The sequence below is a fragment of the Vreelandella boliviensis LC1 genome (genome assembly GCF_000236035.1).
Classification (GTDB): Bacteria; Pseudomonadota; Gammaproteobacteria; order Pseudomonadales; family Halomonadaceae; genus Vreelandella; species Vreelandella boliviensis.
On record NZ_JH393257.1, the window covers coordinates 520475 to 542274 of the forward strand.

Annotated in this window: 15 protein-coding genes and 1 pseudogene; 4 read left to right on the top strand and 12 right to left on the bottom strand. The window is 52.9% G+C overall.

The features are described 5' to 3' along the window. The coding region (locus KUC_RS20185; RefSeq protein ID WP_276324884.1) for a DUF808 family protein at positions 1 to 118 on the bottom strand (118 nt) is incomplete at its 3' end. A gap of 643 nt (positions 119 to 761) precedes the next feature. Here KUC_RS20185 and KUC_RS02235 point away from each other — a divergent pair. After that, positions 762 to 1334 (top strand): hypothetical protein, encoded by a 573-nt coding sequence (locus tag KUC_RS02235; protein ID WP_141243390.1) that lies wholly within the window; start codon positions 762 to 764, stop codon positions 1332 to 1334. Positions 1335 to 1638: 304 nt separating this feature from the next. Here KUC_RS02235 and KUC_RS02240 read toward each other — a convergent pair whose 3' ends face one another. From KUC_RS02240 to guaB, 5 genes are all read right to left on the bottom strand, one after another. Then, positions 1639 to 3327, bottom strand: coding sequence for a hypothetical protein (locus KUC_RS02240; RefSeq protein WP_007111455.1), 1689 nt, complete (start codon positions 3325 to 3327; stop codon positions 1639 to 1641). Further along, positions 3324 to 5054 carry a hypothetical protein gene (locus KUC_RS02245; protein WP_007111456.1) on the bottom strand — a complete coding sequence of 577 codons (1731 nt, stop codon included), beginning with the start codon at positions 5052 to 5054 and terminating at the stop codon, positions 3324 to 3326. The genes KUC_RS02240 and KUC_RS02245 overlap by 4 nt, the downstream gene beginning before the upstream one ends. A 233-nt stretch (positions 5055 to 5287) precedes the next feature. Further along, positions 5288 to 9595, bottom strand: coding sequence for an NACHT domain-containing antiphage protein HyoA (gene hyoA, locus KUC_RS02250; protein WP_007111458.1), 4308 nt, complete (start codon positions 9593 to 9595; stop codon positions 5288 to 5290). A gap of 313 nt (positions 9596 to 9908) precedes the next feature. Further along, positions 9909 to 11486, bottom strand: coding sequence for a glutamine-hydrolyzing GMP synthase (gene guaA / locus KUC_RS02255; RefSeq protein WP_007111459.1), 1578 nt, complete (start codon positions 11484 to 11486; stop codon positions 9909 to 9911). A gap of 97 nt (positions 11487 to 11583) precedes the next feature. Continuing rightward, the gene (guaB, locus tag KUC_RS02260) at positions 11584 to 13053 is read right to left on the bottom strand and encodes an IMP dehydrogenase (RefSeq protein ID WP_007111460.1); all 1470 of its coding nucleotides are present in this window, start codon (positions 13051 to 13053) and stop codon (positions 11584 to 11586) included. Positions 13054 to 13263: 210 nt separating this feature from the next. Here guaB and xseA point away from each other — a divergent pair, with 210 nt between their 5' ends. Next, positions 13264 to 14610 (top strand): exodeoxyribonuclease VII large subunit, encoded by a 1347-nt coding sequence (gene xseA / locus KUC_RS02265; protein ID WP_007111461.1) that lies wholly within the window; start codon positions 13264 to 13266, stop codon positions 14608 to 14610. Positions 14611 to 14661: 51 nt separating this feature from the next. Continuing rightward, positions 14662 to 15618 carry a hypothetical protein gene (locus KUC_RS02270; protein WP_007111462.1) on the top strand — a complete coding sequence of 319 codons (957 nt, stop codon included), beginning with the start codon at positions 14662 to 14664 and terminating at the stop codon, positions 15616 to 15618. A 79-nt stretch (positions 15619 to 15697) separates the two neighbouring features. Here KUC_RS02270 and KUC_RS19655 read toward each other — a convergent pair whose 3' ends face one another. The 5 genes from KUC_RS19655 to KUC_RS02290 all read right to left on the bottom strand — a co-directional run bounded on the left by KUC_RS19655 (position 15698) and on the right by KUC_RS02290 (position 19695). Further along, the gene (locus KUC_RS19655; RefSeq protein WP_007111463.1) at positions 15698 to 15844 is read right to left on the bottom strand and encodes a hypothetical protein; all 147 of its coding nucleotides are present in this window, start codon (positions 15842 to 15844) and stop codon (positions 15698 to 15700) included. 68 nt (positions 15845 to 15912) lie between these two features. Further along, on the bottom strand, positions 15913 to 17037 hold the full coding sequence (locus KUC_RS02275) for a DUF3618 domain-containing protein (protein WP_007111464.1): 1125 nt from the start codon (positions 17035 to 17037) through the stop codon (positions 15913 to 15915). Further along, the gene (locus KUC_RS02280) at positions 17034 to 17471 is read right to left on the bottom strand and encodes a phage holin family protein (RefSeq protein WP_040479289.1); all 438 of its coding nucleotides are present in this window, start codon (positions 17469 to 17471) and stop codon (positions 17034 to 17036) included. The genes KUC_RS02275 and KUC_RS02280 overlap by 4 nt, the downstream gene beginning before the upstream one ends. Positions 17472 to 17493: 22 nt before the next feature. Continuing rightward, the gene (locus tag KUC_RS02285) at positions 17494 to 18027 is read right to left on the bottom strand and encodes a hypothetical protein (RefSeq protein ID WP_007111466.1); all 534 of its coding nucleotides are present in this window, start codon (positions 18025 to 18027) and stop codon (positions 17494 to 17496) included. A gap of 780 nt (positions 18028 to 18807) precedes the next feature. Continuing rightward, a complete protein-coding gene (locus KUC_RS02290; protein WP_040479292.1) occupies positions 18808 to 19695 on the bottom strand; it encodes a MurR/RpiR family transcriptional regulator in 888 nt (295 codons plus the stop codon). A 189-nt stretch (positions 19696 to 19884) separates the two neighbouring features. Here KUC_RS02290 and KUC_RS02295 point away from each other — a divergent pair, with 189 nt between their 5' ends. Then, positions 19885 to 21210 carry an aspartate aminotransferase family protein gene (locus KUC_RS02295; RefSeq protein ID WP_007111470.1) on the top strand — a complete coding sequence of 442 codons (1326 nt, stop codon included), beginning with the start codon at positions 19885 to 19887 and terminating at the stop codon, positions 21208 to 21210. Positions 21211 to 21396: 186 nt separating this feature from the next. Here the strand turns inward: KUC_RS02295 and KUC_RS19860 are convergent. Next, positions 21397 to 21800, bottom strand: a pseudogene (locus KUC_RS19860) (GNAT family N-acetyltransferase); the annotation flags it as partial.

A 21800-nucleotide genomic window follows, 5' to 3' on the forward strand; every position in this document is an offset into this window, starting at 1 on the left:
CATCCACCACCACCCCAGCCGCCTTCGCCGTCGCACGCCCAGCGGCGGCACTCACATCGTCCAATGATGCTGCGGACAACTTCGCCAATGCGGAAATGTCATCCAGTAATCCTATCAAGCCGCCTATGAGAGTTTCCTCCGTGAATAAGCGTTATAAGTAGAAAAGCACAGGGTGGCAGAGGCGGGAGGACTGTTATGCAAAGAGGTACCGCCGACTATGTCTCACTGGCGGTTCCGTTACCAAATCATTGAGCTTGCTTGGGACTAATATTACCGTTTTGTTCACCTGCTACAGTTGAGCATGCTCAAAGAGCTACAGAATGTGGAGTCTCTCATTGAGCCGGAAGAACAGGTCTAGAGGAAAGGCCACTGACGATTTAGGCATCAGGTATTCATAGTAAAATCACATTGACAAAACTGTTTAATAATTATTCTGAACAGGCGCATGAATTCTAAACAAACCATTGAAATTTAAACAAAAAAATTATTAAATAAATAGAATAATATTTTCAAATTAAAACTTTCATACCAGCAACCAATCGAAAGAATACTAAACATTAGGATTCTGCATGAGCTTAGACAAAATCTCGAGAAAAACATCTGAAATCTCTCCTCAGCAACTGAAAGATATTTTTTGGCGAGTTCTTTCTTTTTTATTATCATCGACTTTTTTTACACTCATACCGATAATTTTCTTTCTAACATATATGTTGGAAAATAATTTTTTTTCTTATGACTTTTTTGAAAAAGGATTATTTGGCATGAAGGCTTTTTTCAGCCTACTCGTAATCTCCTTAATAACAATTTCTGCAGTATTATTCATGCCAACATTTCCTTTAGCAGCATGGAAATACGAAAGAAAACTAAACATCCCAAATCTAATATTATCAATCGTTATCTCTTCTTCTTTCTGGGCAATAGCAATCTACGCTTCAATTATAAGCAGTGATCTAAAACTGCCCTTTATTCTATATATCTCAACAATGGGATTTTCAATTGTTTTACAAATAAATTTAATGGTCTATGCAAAACCAAAAGTCCAGTTCACAGTATTATCTATGATAATAGCATTAACTTTCTATTTAACTTTCATCTTCAAAGATGTAACTTCAGGGCTAATAGGAAACACATTAAGATCGTACGGAAGCGGCGGCGGAGTATGCGTCACGATCACAGACACATTAGAAAGCTATGATCTTAAGGGTAGGCTTATCCTAGCCTCTCCTGATTACATTTACTTCAAAAGCAATGGATTTACGTCAATAACTGCAGTTAAGGTTGACAGCAGAACAATATATAAAACAGGCAATGAAGAATGCTCTGAAGATACTTAGCCTTCACTAATAAAGCCATCCAAACATTGGGTGGTTTATAACCATCCTACAATAGCCTTGAGCCAATTAGCTCTCATTTTATCGTTATTCTTTAAAATTTAAAACGGTAGCTATCAAACTACATATTGCCATAAAAAACCATTTGATTGATCATCGGTAACTGCTGCGAAACCTGAAGTCTTTGCTTTTAACCAAGGGGGGTTAATTTTGCGGGAGAGAATTTCTAAACGAGTCAACCCCAAAAACCGCCACCCTACTACTGTTGTACTCCAGAGTTCGATGCTACTTGACCAGTAGCGGTACTTTACGGTGCGGAACGATCATGGCCTTGCCAAGCGTGCGGTGGCACAGGCATGCGATAATGGCGGCAGGCCGTGAGGAGAATAGGGATCAGCCCCATTCTCACAGCACCTACTCGTTCATGCAGCGGATGCTCCTTCATTACGCGATTAATGAGATCAAAGACGGCTTCAAGCGATTCGTTAAGCGGCAGACCTGGTACCGATAAGCCATGTTCTCGGTCACCATCCCAGAAGACCTCATCTGTTTGGCCATCAGGAATCCAGATTTGGTGTGTCATGTGCGGAGCGTACTTGAGCAACGTGCTGCGCAAGCGCTCTGAGCGTTCCTTATCTCCAATCATTTCAAGCCAAGCAAGCACGAAGGTATACAGAATTCCCGCACGCGTATTCTCTTCAAAGTATGCGTCGCTGCGATCTCCAGGATGAGCGAGGACGTCTCGATAATCTGTCTTCGGGATCGGGTAGTGTTTCCGATCCATAAGGCCGTTGCAAAGGTGTTCGGACATGCCACGGATATAGTCGGCGACGTTGGCAAGACGGCCACGTACTGCTGCGAGACGCATGAATAGGGCTAGCTCAATCGCAAAATCGTCACGGATGGGGCTGCAAAGCACCGGGTTTGCGTTAAGCATTTTGATCGCTATATCGAGCACATCGTCCGCTCTTTCGCTCATTTCTTGCGCAAATACCTTGTCTCGCGTGGCACTGATTGCATCCAACCATAGTCCGTGTAGAGACAACCTCCCCAACGTCTCGAACAGCGCAATGTTAATATCGACCGCGTTGCGTGAATTTACGGCCATTGAAAGCGCATAGTGCTTATCGGCGAACGGTCCAATTTTTTCGACGAGAAGAAGATGAGCAATGATGATATGAAGTTGTAAGACTTGATCGAAATGAGCCATCCGCTCCTGTTGCGTAGGCCCCTTACGCAGACGGGTAATATCGCAATGCGGCCAGCTACGTAATAGTACCAGCTCAGATACGCGGTACGCCGTGTCAAGATTGCCCGCATCACGAGCCCATACGAAAAGAATCCAGAGACAAAGATATGCCTTACGTAGTTGACGTGTACGCTCTGCCTGGTTCTTAGGCTTGACGAAGATGGCATTCAGCAAGCTGCTGAAATGCCGATATGCGACGTCGGGATGGTCAAGCATCGCTAGCGCCTTCTGGAACATCCCCCGACTCTCACCCTCAATTAACTCTGCATGCAGTACGCCGCTAAGGATCAAATCCGCGAGGCGATCTCCGTTCCACTCGGCGAAGTGCACGGTAGCCTTCTCGTTCGTCCGGCAGAAGCCACTCCACTGGGCTCGAACATTCTCACGCATCTCGCCACCCATGCAGACACAAACGACGATGGGCAAACCCGATAGGTGGGGCGGGATGCGGTTCGGGATATAGTCATCCAGAATCTGGTTAAGAGACGGCCGCACGGCCTGCTGACCGGTATCCCAATGTTCTCTCGTCAAATCACCGGACTTGATTGTAAACAGGAACAAACTTCTAACATTATCTTGATCAGGATCGGGTCCGACTGCAGCGACGTCGACACCGGCTTGCCCCGTACCACGGCGGGGGCGTGTTAGAACTTCGAATCCACTCTCAGCCAGAAGATCGGGCAAAATAGCGTCGAGTTCGTCGCGTTCGCGCAGCGAGCGCAGATAGTGCGTCAAGACAAGTTTCATCGCTGTTCTCGCGGCTCAAGTTTGAGATGAATAAGCAAGTGATCGAGACCGATCGGGTCAACAATATTGAGGAGAGGTAACTCAGACGAGATCGAGAACGACTTCATCTCGTTCTCGGTGAGACGCGTGGCGCCCTCACCGGTGTGAATCGGTGTCAGCGACGAGCGGCCATACAGGATGTATTGTTTAGTGAAGAGATCCCCAAATATAGATTCACGCTCCCCCTGCTCCATGCCCTTTTCCATCTGCTCGTTCCACTGAACACGCTCAGTCTCGCGCTGCATTTCACTAGGGTGCAGTTCGACTAAACTTTCAATGCCTTCCATTGCGTCATTGAATGCAGCCCTTCGTGCGAGCAGTTCCGTAATACCAGAGCCGTTCGCTCCGCCGTCTTCAACATAGCGCTCAAGATAGTCCTTCAACTTGCCACCATAGCTCAGGAGCAGGGGGTCGTAGATCAGACTGAGGACGTCACTGGCAATATCCGGGCATCCATCGCGAAGTACCGCTAATGGTATGGCAACCGCTGCCAGTGGATCGATAAAAAACCATCCGACAGCCTTCCGGCAAAGGAACAGCTGGTCTGATGAACCCGTTGGAAGAGAGGACTTGGGAATTGAGAAAGGTGGGCCATCGTACCCAACGCTGCACACTTTATTCGCCACGCATTTACGAGTGTATACACCCCCATTGAGCAGCCAATATACAATCGCATTACCAAGCATGTCAGAGCCTGCATTTGTCAGCGCATGGTAAGTACTCTGGAACGCGTCCAATGTAATCCGCTCCTCCGAACGATCGAGCAACTCGGCAAGTAGTCGAATCACTTGTTCAGCGCGCCCATCCCTCACAAGTTGGTATGAGGCATGATCGATGTGCGAGATGGTTCCAGTATTGCCTGGATCAACATTTGCAACAGTATAGAGACACAGGTCTATGGCGCTCTCTGTAAGGCCTTCTCGATAACGCCACAGGAGATCTGCCGCCAAGTGAATCGCGGATGAGCTATGCGTCTGAATGATCCGTTCAAGTCGCTCGTCGAAGCTGGCTGGTGCGCATACTTTCCGCTTTGCGGCAGCTCGGTAGGCCGCTTCAAGGGATCGAAGTGCAACTCCCGCATCGTCGCTAGACGCGCCTTGGAATAATGCGTCGGATACCTCATGGTAGCGTTCACCCAACTCCATGGCACCCAGAGCCGAGATAGCTGCAAGCTTCGCCTCCTGCTGATGTGCTTGCGCGAAAATGAGGCCTTCATCAACATCACCGTTCATTTGGAGAACCGTGCATAGTTGACGCAGAGCGAGATTATCGCCGGTTCGCGCTGCTTCGTAGACTTTGGAAGATCTGGCTGCGTCCTTAGTCGCCCATTCCCCGAAAGCGATACTCAGGGCGCCAGTATCCAGACCGTTGCCACCTGTATCGAGCAGGCGCGTGATGAAGACAAGAAGGACATCCAGGTCTACGTTCAGAAGAGGTATCAGATCGCATAGAACATGCTGGACGAAGAAGAAGCGCGGCCCCTCCAACTCTGTCAGCGCTTCTTCGATATGGAGGTCAATCGGTGGCGCATCGGTAGCGTTCAATATGGTTGCGAGAGTCTCGATCAACGCAGAACGGTTATCTTCTAGACGCCGGTTCCCCCGATCCGCAATAGTACGGATCAAACCGTGTGTACAAAGCTGAGTAGCTAATTCCGTCTCGTCTACCGGAGTTCCCTCAATCGCCATTGATCTACCTATTTGATCCTTCGTTCCCAAAAGAGCTTACAAGATTCTCAGAGTCGATGAAATTTCCCAGTCTATTTCGCGCTTATGGTGCTAAATATGATTCTCTCACTAATTATATAAAATATTATAAATATCTTTACTTCTTAAAAACTGAAACACTTAAACCCACGGTAAAAAATATAATTAAAAACAACAATCTATTAACAGGCACTTTATTCAGAGCTAGATTATTTTTAGGACTTAGTTTGGGTTTCAATAGGCAACCTAGGACGTAAATCAAGAAGATGTACACATATATAAGTACCTCCTCCCAAGGCATTCTGGACTCTATCGGCTTCTGCAACCAGCAACGACAACAACTCATCCTCTTTAATCATGCGTTTCTCAACTGGATGTTGCCATTGACGGTCTTTTGCAAGAGTTACCAGCAAAGCTCCAGCTTTACTGTATTCTGCTGCCATGTATTTCTTAACCAGCTGATTTTCTATTGTATCTCGTAAGTCTTTTGCTGAGCGCCCATCACCAAGTTTTAGTTCAATCACAGCTTCATGCTTAGAAAGAGCAGAGCGCAAACGTATATCAGTTTCCTTTTCGTCAGCTGTCACAGCTTCCTGGTCGACAGTGTAGATCGAGTTCGCAGCATGGCACAGTTCGCGCGCAATTTCTCGACGCATGATCCTCTCGTCTGATATTCCTGCCCAAGCCTCTCGCGGTGACGTATCAAGGAGAAGAAGGTCTTCAAGGTCAGACAACCTATCCTTCATAATCGCAAACATGGCTTCATTCGTTGAGGCAGGCGCTTCCCCGCTTCGATCAAGCGCTACCGCTTGAACCTCATCAAATGCGTCAGCATCAATCTCTTGCGCCCAATTCTCTTCTGCCACAGCCAAAATGCGATCCTTGAAATGAGCGCACAAAGGATCTGCGGCCATCTCGAGCTTGGCAGCCAAGCCCTTCTCGCCTTGAGCGTTGAGTAATGCCGTTACAATGTTATTGCGTGCTTGTTCTGCGTCGTCTCGAGTGTCTGGTGAATAGGATCCTTCGTGTTGCGCATCGTCTTCGATTCGGACGTGGCTATAGGCCAGACGAAGCAGACGCAGCAGTAAATGCGGCGTGAATCGTTCGTCACCCAGACCAATTGCGTTTTGGCGATCCCCAAAGAGGTTGGCCAGCCATTTCACAGCTTCTGATCGCTCAGATGGCTCAACCATCTCGATCTGGTCTGCCAGCTTTTCGACACCTACCTGCGGATCAACCCGCATTAAGGTCGACAGCCAAACAAGACGCAGCGCAAATGGCAATTTTTGCTCCAGCCTCTGGAGCGCCCGTTCTCGAAGTCTGCCAAATTCAGTGGCGTCTCCATGCTTCAATATAACCAGCGTGACTCGCCGAACCCTTTGGGTCATCCCGGTCGTGTTATCGACGCCATCAATACAGTAGTCCCCACCAGCATCCAGCCAAGATTCCAGTCGTGGTAAAAATAACCTCGCAATTCTCTCAGGCGCATAATCAATTCCTTGAAGTAGGCTCGAATGCCCATACTCACCTGGTGGCCGGTTCAGTTCCCACGACAATTCATTTCCAAGCGTCTGTTCAACAGCGTTTGGATGTGCGCCTCCGAGACCCTCGACCCATTGGGGCAAACCGTTCAGTTCCATCGGAGCGTACCGAGCGGCTAATTGGGCTTCAGCATTGCTAAGTTTAGTTGCCCAATCGGGGGCCTCTGCTTCGGCGTAGATCGCGGCCAGACCAAGTTGCCAACGTACAAGAAATGTATTGCGCTCACCTTCGGGCCTTTCACTGGGGAAGGTCGGGTGATCATCGCGCCATATTTTCATCAGCACACAACGAAGCCTGTCTGCTGTTTCTCGATTGAACTGCTCTTCAATGAAGCGCCGATTCCAACCTGACGATCGACTGTCGTCACCATCGTGATTCATAGCGCGCCACAGGTTCCACGCCGTGTTCCAGCTTTGCTCCGTCGAAAATGCGCTTCCAGGCTGATTGGCAACTTCTCGCCAGAACTGAATCCAGCTAGCGCGGCTCTTGGCTTTCCGCCGCTCTTCTTGCTTCTTTCGTTCAGCCTGCTTCTTTTCCCAACGACGATGTTCTTTGTCGTGCTTCGATAGCTTCAGCCAGTCGTCAAGTCTTTGCACTAATGAAGGTTCATCCAATATGAGAGGCATTAGTCCTCTAACGTGCTCTTTCCATGTTTCTTGATCCGGCGACAGACGGATGGCTGCCTCTAAGAGCATTGCGCGTTCACCCGCATCCCGGGTCGTGTCAAAAAGCGCGTCGCTCACCCAAGGCAGATCCCGGTCCGGTCTTAGCTGGACGGGACCATCGTGAATTGTGATCTCTGCGAGCCGTCTCCAAGGGTCTTTAATTTCATAGAGTGACTGAATCAAAGCGTCCTCAACCCAGAAGAGACGTGCATTATTCTCTGCATTCAGATTGCTCAACCGTTCGCGAAGCGACTTGATCGGCTCATCGTCGCCATAATCCCGATGGTGTAATCGCAATGCGATTACACCAGCATGCAGCCAATGATCATCTTGACTTATATCTAAGCCGCGTTCACATGTTGCTGCGAGTGCTCCGCTAAGATATGGCCGATCGCTCGTAATATGTGGCCACTCTTTGCGCCATTTAATCCCCTCTGATACTAACGAGACGAGGCCGTCACGAAGCTCCTTAAGAGTAGGGAGATCAAGGGCCGATGCTTCTATCAGGCGTGGAAGTTGCCAGCTAAGATCGCCTGCACTACGCTTCTGTCGCTTTATCCATCGAAGGGTTCGACAAAGCTGCTCAATCGACATGTAATTTGGGAAAAGGCGTAGTACGGCACCGCGCGACACTCTGTCAGGCCAGAGATCATCAGCATCAGCTATGCTGGCAGCAATTCTCTTTAACCTCTCGTCAGCAAGGGCTACTAACGCGTCAATGGATGTTATGCGCTCGACTGCGGATGCTGCAATGTCCTGGGCGATACCGAATACGATGTCGGAACAAGCTTCTATCCGGCCCGCCTCGATAAGACTGATGAGGACGTCTCGAACATCCGGACTCTCTACTCCGCCACGCCAAATCCTGTCAATTTCATCTGCCAACTCTTTCGATGCAAAACGATGAACCTGAATGTGAGGCACTTGAAGGCCTCTCCAGCCACCTTGGCCATAACGATTCGCGTAGGCGCGAAGAGCTTGATTTCGCTGTGTTTGCGTTAGCGACTCTGGGTCGCCTTCGTCCAGAAGCACTGCAGGCTCATTGTCCCGCAAGAGTTCAAATATCCCGTCTTCTTGCAAGGCTAGCCAACCCACCACTGGTCGCTTGGACGGTCGCACTATTGTCTTACCTTTGGTCTCCGCGAAGAGAAGGCGTTTGAGGGCTCGAAACGGCATGCCTTTTCTTCGAAAAGCTATCAACCGCTCCGCAGCAAGATACTCGGCAACAGAGCGATGATGGAAGCGTACTCGGCCATAAGAAGCGAAGCCAAATAGCGGTCGCTCCAGCAGTGCTTTTCGTTCGTTCGGTTGCCAATCAGATAGGATGATCGCGGGATCTAGAGCGGCCTCCTCGTCAAGAGTGTCAGACGCTGCACTATGACGAATTGTTAGACGACGTGTCATCTGAACGGCAAGTGCGAGTCGGCTAGCTCCCTCAATTGCTTTGTCGACAGACAATTCCGCCGGTTCCGGTCTGTCGTCGCGAGGAAGCAACTTCACGCGAACATTCGTGGCAACCTGGTCGCGATGTGTTCGAATGCGCTTGTGCTCACGCCAATCTGCGCACAGCTCAATGAGGTCCTGAGGCCTGCGCGCAAACTCTAGAGCATTGCGACGTTGTAAATCTTCAAAAAAAAGATAGGGATCGCTCACTCCCTGGTGCCGACAAAAATCGACGATCTGTTTGTCCGACAGCGGCATTAAGGCTACAGACCGCCAATCGGGTGATTGATTCTTGCTTCTGTCGCCGTGTTGCTCCTGATGCTCACGCATTGCAATCTTCGCAAATGCCTCTTCATCGGAGTTTAAAGACGGCGCCAGAGGAACAGGTAATACATTTCGAACCAGCTGTTCGTCGAAGGGTATCGGCCGTGTCGTGATGACGACCCGCGACCGGTGAAGCTGATTTCCGATGCACTTCTTCAGTCGTTTGAGCGCACGCTCAAACGACCCCAACGTCAATTTTAGCTCGTCAATCGAGTCCAGAAAAAATGTCGCCACCTCGGACTGTGAGGCAAGCCAAGCGTCCAGCCGGGCTTCTTCATCCGCATCTACCAGGCTGCGAAATTCTTCAGTCGCCAACGCGGCCAATTCAACGAAGAATGCAGGCTCTCCCGCAGCCCAAAGACGCTCCGACTGTTTACGGCATTCGTAAGTTTTTCCTGCACCCGCCTCGGAAATTATCAGTACACGTTTTGAATGCAGTAAATCATCCCATGTAACGCCTCGGGCCCAGCCCAAGCCAACCAAGAATGACTGCTGGTCAGCCTCAGTAATTTTCCCATCAGGAATGTCTTTAAAGGTTCTTTTTATCATTATTGCTAATGCTACCTCTGAACTGTGAACTGATCAGTCGCGTATCTAATGTCCTCTGTTACAACCTCGGCCTCTTTAAAAGCCAACTCATTGAAACGCATTAGCTTTATAGAAAGCCACTCAATGACGCGGCGTAAGGACTCCTACAAGCTTATAAATCGTTGTGCAGGATCATTGAGCCACTACAAACACACCATGCTTGGTTATGCAGAACGCTCCGAATTTACCAGCGCCAAAACACAAAAAGCCCGCATATACACGGGCTTCCGGAGCGTTTATTGCCAATCGCTACTGGTCTATGCCGGACGTGTGATCACTCCCACTCAATAGTAGCAGGCGGCTTGCTGCTCACGTCATAAGTCACCCGCGAAACCCCCGCCAACTCATTGATAATCCGGTTGGAGACCTTCTCCAGCAGCTCATAAGGCAGGTGCGCCCAACGGGCGGTCATGAAGTCGATGGTTTCTACTGCGCGTAGCGCGATGACCCATTCGTAACGGCGGCCGTCGCCTACTACGCCTACGGATTTGACCGGCAGGAATACCGCGAACGCTTGGCTGGTTTTTTCGTACCAGCCAGAGGCGCGTAGTTCTTCGATGAAGATGGCGTCGGCGTCGCGGAGGATGTCGGCGTACTCTTTCTTCACTTCGCCGAGGATGCGAACGCCCAAGCCTGGGCCGGGGAACGGGTGGCGGTAGACCATGTCGTAGGGCAGGCCGAGTTCCAGGCCGAGTTTGCGCACTTCGTCTTTAAACAGTTCGCGCAGCGGCTCGACCAGCTTGAGCTTCATGGTTTCCGGCAGGCCACCTACGTTGTGGTGGGATTTGATCACGTGGGCTTTGCCGGTTTTAGAAGCGGCGGATTCGATCACGTCCGGGTAGATGGTGCCCTGGGCCAGGAACTCGACGCCTTCAATCTTGCTGGCTTCTTCATCGAACACATCAATAAAGGTGTTGCCGATGATTTTGCGCTTGGCTTCCGGGTCTTTCTCGCCCTTCAGCTTGCCGAGGAACAGGTCTTCGGCGTCTACGCGGATCACCTTAACGCCCATGTGCTTGGCGAAGGTTTCCATGACCTGGTCGCCTTCCGCTTTACGCAGCAGGCCGTTATCGACGAATACGCAGGTCAGCTGGGTGCCAATCGCTTTGTGCAGCAGCGCCGCGACTACGGATGAATCCACACCGCCGGAGAGGCCGAGCAGTACGTGGCGGTCGCCGACTTGCTCGCGCACGCGCTGTACCTGGTCTTCGATGATTTGCGCGGGTGTCCAGAGCTTCTCGGCTTTACAGATATTCAGCACGAAGTGCTCAAGAATGCGCTGGCCTTGCAGCGTGTGGGTCACTTCCGGGTGGAACTGTACGCCATAGAACTGCTTTTCTTCCCACGCCATGGCGGCAATCGGGCAGCTGGGGGTGGAAGCGGTCACGGTGAAGGTATCCGGCGCTTGGGCCACCTTGTCGCCGTGGCTCATCCATACGTCCAGCAGGGCCTTGCCGGAAGCGGTGTCTAGGTGGTCTTTAATGCCATTGAACAGCGCGTTATCGACGTCGATTTGGATCTGCGCGTAACCGAACTCGCTCTGCTTGGAGCCTTCCACTTTACCGCCCAGCTGCTCGGCCATGGTCTGCATGCCGTAGCAGATACCAAATACCGGCAGGCCCATTTCAAACACGCACTGGGGCGCCCGCGGGGAGTCCAGTTCGGTCACGGATTCCGGCCCACCGGCGAGGATAATGCCGTTGGGGTTGTACTCGCGGATCTCTTCTTCGCTGATATCGAAGGCGCGCACTTCGGAGAAGACGCCAATCTCGCGAACGCGGCGGGCGATTAGCTGGGTGTACTGTGAGCCGAAGTCGAGAATCAGAATCTTGTGGGCGTGAATGTCACTCATGGCGGGGTCTCGGTTAAGCGGTGTGGGTGCCGCTGGTAAGGCCAAAAAGCAAGCGGCGAGCTGTAATGCCCGCCGCCGTTTTAACTAAATACGCTGGTTAGCTCACCCGATAGTTGGGCGCTTCCTTGGTGATCTGCACGTTGTGAACGTGGGATTCGTTAAAGCCAGCGCTGGTAATTTGTACGAACTCGGGCTTGGTGCGCATTTCCTGAATATCGCGGCAGCCGGTGTAGCCCATGGAGGCGCGCAGCCCGCCCATCAACTGGTGGACGATGGCGCCCATCATGCCTTTATAGGGAACGCGGCCTTCGATGCCTTCCGGCACCAGCTTCTCGGCACCTTCGCTCTTATCCTGGAAGTAGCGGTCGGCGCTGCCTTGGTTTTGCGACATGGCACCCATGGAGCCCATACCGCGGTAGGCTTTGTAGGTACGGCCCTGGTAAAGCTCGACTTCACCCGGCGCTTCTTCGGTACCGGCCAGCAGGCCACCGACCATCACGGCGCTGGCGCCGGCGGCAATTGCTTTGGCCAAGTCGCCGGAGAAGCGAATGCCGCCGTCGGCAATCAGCGGAATGTCGTACTCTTTGAGCGCTTCGGCCACGTTGGAAACCGCGGTGATTTGCGGTACGCCAACGCCTGCCACGATGCGCGTGGTGCAGATCGAGCCAGGGCCGATACCGACTTTAACGGCATCCGCACCCGCTTCGGCCAGCGCTCGGGCCGCACCGGCGGTGGCAATGTTGCCGCCAATGACTTGAATGGCCGGGAAATTCTCTTTGATCCAACGTACGCGGTCGATAACGCCTTTGGAGTGGCCGTGGGCGGTATCGACGATAATCACGTCTACACCGGCTTCGGCCAGCGCCGCAACACGGTCAGGGGTTTCCGGGCCGGTGCCGACTGCCGCGCCGACCAACAAACGGCCGTCGCTGTCTTTAGCGGCCATCGGGTAGGTGCGGGCTTTTTCGATATCCTGAAAGGTGACCAAGCCGCGCAGGTGGAACTCGTCATCGACAATCAGCATTTTCTCGATGCGGTGTTCACGCATCTTGGCTTTGCTGGTTTCAAGATCGGTGCCTTCCTTAACGGTAATCAGTCGCTCGCGGGGGGTCATGATGTCCGCTACGCTGTCGCCGTGGTTGGGCTGGAAGCGCATGTCGCGCTCGGTCACGATACCCACCAGCGTTTCGCCTTCCACCACCGGGAAGCCGGAGAAGCCGTATTCACGCGCCATGGCGAGCAGATCTTCGAGCTTGGCTTTGGGGCTAACGGTAACCGGGTCTTTGACGATCACGCTTTCGTGCTTTTTGACCTTGCGAACCTCGGCGGCTTGCTGGGTCATGGCCATGCTCTTATGGATAATGCCGATGCCGCCTTCCTGGGCCATCGCAATCGCTAGACGCGCTTCGGTAACGGTGTCCATCGCGGCGGAGAGTAGCGGAATGTTGAGCGAGAGATTGCGGGTCAGTCGGGTTTTGAGGCTGACATCCTTGGGAAGGACATCGGAGAAGCCGGGAACGAGGAGTACGTCATCGAACGTTAGTGCTTCTTGGGCCATACGTAGCATAGCGGCAACACCCTGATTGAGAGGAAGTGGGGCGTGAAGGGTTAATCGCCTATTATAGCGTTTTGAGGGCCATCCCAGCAATGCAGTCACGCTGTTGTGCTTACAACAATTGCTAATGACGTATGCTGTTAGGCTTAATGAGCTGCCTATTTATTAACGAAAGCCCGCTATTTACAGACACGGCCCGACTATCTTGAACAAGGCATTTTTATGCAAGAAACCGCAAAAGCCCTCACCGTCAGCCAGTTGAACCAGCGCGCCAAGCAAACCCTTGAGCGCGATGTGGGCGAGGTGTGGGTGGAGGGCGAGCTTTCCAACGTTTCCCGCCCTGCGTCCGGGCATGTTTATTTCACGCTGAAGGATGACCGGGCGCAGATCCGCTGCGCGCTGTTTCGTCAGCGGGCGCGGTTTGTTTCAGCGCCGATGCGCGATGGCGATCAGGTCAAGCTGCGCGGGCGGGTGTCGCTGTTTGAGCCACGCGGTGATTACCAGCTAATTGCCGAGGCCGTTCAGGCTGCGGGCCTGGGTGAACTGTTGGCGGCGTTTGAGCGCTTAAAAGCGCAGCTGGATGGCGAAGGCGTGTTTGCCAACGCTCGGCCGCTGCCCTTCCCGCCCCGTAAGCTGCTGATTTTAAGCTCCGCTACCGGCGCCGCGATTCGTGATGTGCTGGCGGTGCTGGAAGCCCGCTGGCCGCTGGCGGATGTGACGCTGATTCCAGTGCCGGTGCAGGGCGCTGAGGCAGCACCGGCGATGATCTCAGCGCTGGCATTGCTCAATCGTCAGGCACGGCTAGACCCCGAGCGGGACGTAATCCTGATTACCCGCGGCGGCGGGAGCCTGGAAGACTTGTGGGCGTTTAATAATGAGCATCTGGCACGAGCGATTTTCCACTCCCGGCTGCCGGTGATGTCGGCGGTGGGCCACGAGGTGGATATCACCCTGGCGGATTTTGCCGCCGATGCGCGCGCGCCCACGCCTTCAGCCGCCGCCGAACGGCTGGTGCCGGATCAAACCACCCTTAAGCGCCAGTTTAAGCATCAGCACAGCCGCTTGCAGCGGGCCATGCAGGCGCGCCTAGAGCGCGACAGCCAACGGCTGGATACCCTGCGTGCCAAGCTGCGCCACCCCGGCGAACAGCTCAACCGTCAGCGCCAGCACATAACCGCTCTCGACCAGCGCTTGAATCGTGCCATGCAGCAAACCTTCACCCAGCAAAAAGCCCAGGTAACGCAGCTGAACAGGCGCTTGGCCAGCCAGGATATGGGGCGGTTGCATCGCGCGGAAAGTGAACGCGTGAACCAGTTACAGCGCCGCTTGGCTTCTGCCATGCAGCGCCATCTAGAGAGCCGACAGGCACGCTTGAAAGCCGCAGCGCGGGAGCTAAATGCGGTCAGCCCGCTGGCGGTGCTGGGGCGGGGCTATGCGATTGCCCAGGATGAGCAGGGACAAATCATTCGTCGTGCGGAAGATACCCAGCCCGGCCAGAAGCTTAAATTAAAGCTAGGTGAAGGCAGGCTAAGCGTGGAGGTTAAGCGGCGTCTAAAGTCCGGGGTTTAAAGACCTAGGCTAAATGGCCGATAGTGATAGTAATAAGCTGAGGAAGCCATCATGAAGATAGGATTTTCTACATTCACACTGATTGGTCAACGCCAAGACAAGCCGCAGTATTTAGCATCTACCCGTATCAACCAGCAAAAGAGCGAACCGGCCTCTGCGCCTGCTGAAGACGACCCGTTCACAAAGCGTCTGAAAAAGCAGCAGGAAGCGCTGGAGAGTTTGGCGGCGCTTCCTACACCAAAGGAAGCTTCCCAGCAGCAGGCCACTGATAAAGTGGGCTTCTTACGCCAGCGGCTTGAAATGCTCAAAGCGATGATGGCCTTTGCCTCGCCTGAGCAGCTTAAAAATATGGCCAAGGAGCTCAAGAGCATCGCTCGTGAGCTTGCCGGTGCGGCGAAGCTATTGAATAGCCAAGGTGGCGGTGGTGCTGGCATGTCCGCTATCCCGTCAATGGTTTCAACGCCAGCAGCTCAACCGGCAGTGGCTCAATCCAGCGGGGCCGGCTCAGCCGCGGCACAGGCGGGTAGTGATGAGAGCGCCCAGGCAAATATTTCGAGTGACGCGCAGCAAGCCGAAGCCGGTGCGAAAACAGCAGAGGAAGATGCAAAGAGGGCTGCTGAACAAGAGGCCGAGAAAGCAGCGGGCGAGTCTGAAGGCGATGAATCTCCCGAGCTGGGTTTATTACCTAGCCTACCCACCCTCATTCAGAATGAAGACAACCGCTCAAAATCCGATGGTTCCAGCGCTAGTGAACACGCACTACGCGGCGTACTGACTGACGCGCAAAAAGAGCTACGTGAAGTCATTAACGCACTTAAGGTTAGGCTGAACGAAGAGGATAAAGAAGCCCACCGTGAGCTAAAGAAAGCTGAGGAAGCCATGGACAAGACTGATCGAGCGGTTGCCGCATCAACCTCTGACGCCCTCTATTCCTCATTGGGGCAGTTGCTGCCTACCTCGCTAAGTGACACTTCCGTATCAACGCCCTCCATTAGCGTAGAGGTTTAACGCTAAATGAAAAAGGCGCTACTCATCAGTAGCGCCTTAGACGTAACAGCACTGCTATTAGCAACGCTTAAATGCGTATTCAGTGACCTTTTTTGTGGTCATCATCCGATTTCTTGCTGTCGGAATCCTTGTTGACATGATGGGTATCCGGCATCGGGTTGGCATCATCATGGTGATCGTCACGATCTTTAGGGGCTTTCTTGTCGTTCTCAGGAACTTGTGTCATCGCTTACTCCTTACCGTATGTGGCCTTAGTTTCTTCAATCCCTTGGCAGTAACAGCCCAAAAGGCGACTTAGGGCGTGCGGTTAGTGCCCGACCCTTGCGTGTTGCCAGAGGGAGTACTCGAACCCGCCAGGCCTGGGCTGTGCCTTTCAGGGCTGTTTTGCTCAGAACGATTTTTCTCAGCATCACCCGAACGTTCGGCAAAAGGGGTTGGTGAGTCTTTTAGACCCGTTTCCCTGTCCTGCGGCGCGTTTACGTTAGTGCCGCTGGAACTACTGCCACTTGCCTGCGTATCTTTATCCTGTTGCGATTCGCCTTTATACGACTCGGCTTTTTCGTGAATAGAGTGCTGAGCTTTATCCATTTGCTCTTGCCCAGTCTCCGCGGCTTTATGAAGAACGCGGTCACGGTACTCGCCCATATATTCATCTTCTTTCTTGGTGGCGGGAAAAATACCACCCAAGGCTGCGCCCAGCGCGAACCCTAGCGCGCCAACCACCAGCGGATGCTCCTGAATAAAGTCGGAGGCCTGGCTCTCTGCTTGACGAGCGCGCTGCCCCATAGTGTGCAGGTTGTCGTGAGCGCCATGCTGCAGGTGAGACGTGGAATCTCGCATATTATCCCCCAGATGGTGGGCCTTATCGCCCCACTGTTGCGCCGTTTGTTTGGCTTTCTGGCCCAGGTGTTGAGCTGAGTCTTTGGCTTTATGGCTCATCTCGCTCATACGGCCTTGGCCATCGCTTGAGTGCTCAGTTCCACCGGCTCCAGCTGGCTGGGCATGCATAGCGGCATTGGGGTGGGTACCCTCATGAACAGGAATGCCCACCGAACCGGGGGCGCTACTAGTGTTCGATGGCGTGTTCGATGAGTACTGCCCTCCGGTGTAGAAGCGCTGGTCAGTATCTGAAGCAAACTGATGCTGGCCTCGATTAGGCTGACGCTGTGACAGCATCATCCAGCCTAGCCCCGCCGTGGTAACCAGAAACGGCAGTGGGTTCTGCTTAATCGTGGTGCCTAAATTAGCCATGAACTCGTTGGCACCGCCATGGCGCAGATACTCGTAGGACGTATTCAGCAGCTGCTGAGGAGAGAACCGCTCTTCGATCTCGTTCAGAGTGGTATCGAGGCGCTCGCGGGACTGATTGATATCCTTCTCAATCTCTTCGGAATTGCGTTGTTTATCATGATCCGTCATTTCAACTCCTCCTTGACGTTGTGCTGATGCTTCTGCGCAAACGCCTTGTCACTTTGCAGACTATTCATCGTGCGGGTAGGCATCAAGTTGCGTGCCTGCAGTTTCTTTTGGCCCGCTTTGAGCATAACGATGCCGATGACCGTCACCACACCACCCACAATCAGTGCCGACAGCCAAGGCGTGGTGTCGGGCGGAAGCACTTCATTAAGCAGAAATACCATCGCGGCGAGCAGGGTTAAAAAACCACCTAACAACACCGCACCGGCAATGGCAATCGAAGCGATGCCCGCCATGGCCTCGTGGGTTTTTTCCGACATTTCTGTCTTGGCAAGCTCAGCTTCGTTGCGCACCAGTGAGCTAATTTCTTGCATCACTGTTGAAAGGAGCGACCCGACCGATGAACTTTGCGACGTGGGTTTGTTTTCCGAATCCATTATTTGCCTCCCTGCTCTCAAATTAGAGCGATTCACTACCTGGAGCTGAACGTCTCGCTTCGGTACTGGCTAAACGACTGGCGTGGTCATCAGCGCCTGGTGTTTGCTGGCTAGAGCTAGTCGGGCTAGAACTGTGTTGACCAGAGCTGCGCAGAAAACGAGAGACCAAAAAGCCAGCGGCAATTACGCTACCGATAAACAGTGCAGGTTCGCGGCGACTAAAACTTTGTGCTTCATCGCAAACGCTGCGTAAGTCTTTATCGCGCAAGTTATCCGAGAAGCGCTCGGTAGTATCAGCAAACTTTCTCGCTTGTTTTGAGAAAAAGGGCTGCTGCTGGTTATCAAACTCGTCGGCCATTTTTTGCAGAACGCCGGTTAGCTTATGAGACTGTTCCGCAGCATTATCACGCTGTTGGTTAAAATAGCCTTCAGCTTGGTGCTGGGCTGCCTCTCCTACCTCGTGGGCGGTGTCGCGTCCTTGCTGCTTGAGCGATTCCGTTGAGGGGTTCTGCTGGCTGGGGGCGCCTGGGTTAGGCTGCTTTCCTTGATCGATCATCTGTCACTTCCTCCTTGTCGTCTCACTTGTCAGCATCCGTGGTGAAACAAAATCAATATCAGCGGAAATCTATTAGGAACAATTAACTAGTGCAATTATAAACTTAAAGAAAACAAGCACTAATACTTAGCTAATTACGCCTTTTATTTAATAGATATGCCACACATAAAACATAGCGGTCATTATTTTATTGTCAATTCGCGGCCAGTTATTTTTTCAATAATCAATCATCTTATTAACCTATGTTAATAAGATGATTTTAAAGCCTGTTAAATAACATTGATTATAGAAAACAGACTTAAATACCCGAAAAGTTATCGACAATATATTCATCGACGTTAGGTTTGCTTGTTTCTACGCGCTTGGTCTACGTTGAAGGGTGACGTTGGCCCGAGGAGCGGGGGCACGTCGAATGCCTCAATCAGCATCCATCGGTTTTTATGCCACAGCTTATGCCGATATTTTCTGTGCAAGCAATTTCTGTGCAAACCTATCTCACCAAAGCTGCCCTGCCCCATCTCAGCAAGGGCGACACTATTATTACCACCTCATGTCTCTCGCCCTGGCGTTGGGATTTAAACCTGCTTATTTCATGGACTTAGGAGCGCGTTTTGCCCTCTGCGATACACGCCCTGCAAGAGATCGCAACCCCAGGCACGGAGCAGGTTTTGTTAGAGCGCCTGTCTCGGCGTATTAAACAAAACTGCCAAAAAATGACTAAATGCTGGATGGCTTAAGCAATTATCTACCCCGGTCAATATGACTGACTGGCCTCGCTTCTCATTGCCGCCTGGGAATAGCGGTCGAATAGGTATTGAGATGTGAGAGGTGTTCATCCACTTGCTGCAAGGCTTCTAGCGTTTTAGGCCGGTCAAATTCCGCCAATAAGCTGCACAGTACTTCGGAAATAGCTAATGCGGGTGTTAGTGTATGGAAGAAGCTATCGCTTTCCGTGGGGCAAAGGATCGTCTGCGCTGACATCGCTACCAGCGGCGACACTTCGCTATCAGTAATAGAAACAATGCCCACCCCTTTCTCTTTTGCCAATTGGGCAACTTCCAGGGCATCTCGTGCATAGGGTTTGATAGAGATGACCAGCATGACATCCTCAGAAGTAGCGCGAATGAGCGCATCGCCGCCGGTACCCCCAGGCCCATCTAAATGAACCGAACGGTCTCCCAATAGGGTCATCACGTAATGGAAGTGCCAGGCAATGGCATGGCAGGAACGTAAACCTAGCACGTAGATCTTTCTCGCTGACATCAGTCTATCGGCTGTGGCTTCCAGCCGCCGCAGCGAATCGGGCTCGCAGAGTTTAGCAAGCTGGGCACTCAACCCTTGAAGCATATGCGTGGCGGTGTCGCTTGCTACAGTTTCTCTACCTTCATCTACCCGCTGGCGAACTTTAGCTGCAAAGCCATCGCTGCCCTGACGCAGCGCCGCCGCATGCTGTGCCCGAAGTTCATCGTACCCTGGCAACCCCAGGAACTTGGCAAGCCGGGTCATGGTGGCGGGTTGCACCGCCGCATAGCGAGCCACCTCGCGCATGGAAACCAGAGCCACTTCCTCTGGATGATCAAGCACGTAACGAGCGGCCTGCTGGAGCTGCGGGGACATGACATCGTACTGGGCGATAATCTGCTCTCTTAGGGGATCGCTCGGCGGCATAATCGGTTGCTCTTGGAGAAAAGACAGTTGGCTCTGTGAAGGAATAGTCGGTTGGCTCTTTGCAAAAACCAATGATCCATATGTTTCATACTATATTAAAATGATTTTATTGTTGCAAACATCTTTATGGGTGTGCCAATCTCCTTGTTATATGAATTTCTCACTGCCTGATAATAAGGGAAAGAGTCTATGACGCGTATTCTTCACCGCAGTATTGGCGTGGCACTGCCTCATGCAGCCTCGGCGCAAGGTGTCTATATCACCGATACCATGGGGCGGCGCTACCTGGATGGATCAGGTGGTGCAGCGGTTACCAGCGTCGGTCACGCCCACCCGGAAGTGCTGGCGGCCATGCGCTCACAGATCGACAACCTCTGTTACGCCCATACCTCTTTTTTCACCACCGATGCCGCCGAAGAACTTGCTGAAAAACTCGTGGATTTAGCCCCTGAAGGGCTGGATTATGTTTATTTGGTGTCGGGTGGATCAGAGGCTGTTGAAGCGGCGCTGAAAATGGCCCGGCAGTACTTTGTCGAGATTAATCAGCCCCAGCGGCGGCACATCATTGCCAGGCGCCAGAGCTACCACGGCAACACCATTGGTGCGCTGGCAACCGGGGGCAATGCCATGCGGCGCCAGCAGTTTCAGCCCATCTTGCCCGAAACTCACCACGTATCGCCCTGCTATGCCTATCGCGACAAGGGCATCGATGAGACGCCAGAGGCCTACGCTGCCCGGCTTGCCGATGAGCTTGAGGCAAAGATTCTGGAACTGGGCCCTGACGAGGTTATGGCCTTTGTTGCCGAGCCCGTCGTCGGGGCTACCTTAGGGGCGGTCGCCTCTGAGGCGGATTACTTTAAACGCGTGCGGGCTATTTGCGATAAATATGGCGTGCTGCTAATCCTCGACGAAGTGATGTGTGGCATGGGCAGAACCGGCACCGTCTTTGCTTGCGAGCAAGATGGGGTAACGCCGGATATCGTTACCATCGCCAAAGGGCTGGGGGGTGGCTATCAGCCCATCGGCGCGGTGATGCTATCGGCTAGTATCTATGCCAGCTTCGCCAATGGCTCTGGGCTGTTTCAGCATGGCCATACCTACCTTGGTCACCCTGTCGCCGCCGCGGCCGCCAACAAAGTGGTTGAGATCATCGCACGGCCGGAAACGCTGGCGAACGTTAATGCCATGGGGGCGAGACTGCAAAGCGGCCTTGAAGCAGCGCTCGGCGCATTCCCTTATGTGGGCGACATCCGCGGCAGGGGCCTGTTTCGCGGTATCGAGATCGTGGCGGACAGAGAGAGCAAAGTGCCTTTCGACCCGGCCCGCAAACTTCACGCCAAGATCAAGCGCCAGGCCATGGCGCGGGGCCTGGTCAGCTACCCAATGGGCGGCACCATTGATGGCATTAACGGTGACCATATCTTGCTGGCACCGCCTTATATCATTGAGGCTAGCGAAATAGATCTGATTATTGAGCGTATTGCCGAGTCCATCGACGCGGCCATCGCAGAGTGATAAAACAGCTATCTCAAACAGCTATTTCAAATAACGATCTGGCTGGAGCTAAGCCATGACAACTTCCATGACACCGTCTCCCTGCCCGCCCATTTCCGACGCCGACTAGCCTGAAGAGATCGCTGATTTACGTGAAGGCTTTGCTGGGGCGCTCAACGTCTATCGCACCATGGCCCACTAAACGAGTCACGCCAGTTGCTTGACCAGCACCTTCGATTTACGGGCGTGGTTGTAGGTTTCGCGTTTTAGCGGGGGCAAGTCTTCCAGGCTGGCGGAACGAAAGCCGCGCTCCACAAACCAGTGGACGGTGTGGGTCGTCAGCACGAACAATTCAGTTAAGCCTCGCTGGCGGGCGCGGCGCTCCATGGCCTCCACCAAGCGCTCGCCACGCTCGCCGCCGCGGTAGCTGTCGTGAACCGCCACGCAGGCCAATTCAGCAATGCTGGTGTCGGAGAATACGTGTAGCGCGGCGCAGCCAATCACCATGCCGTCACGCTCGATCACCATATAGTCGTCAATCTCATACTCAAGGCGCTCACGGGAGCGCGCCACTAGCATCCCTCTCCGCTCTAGTGGCTCCCGCAGCCCCC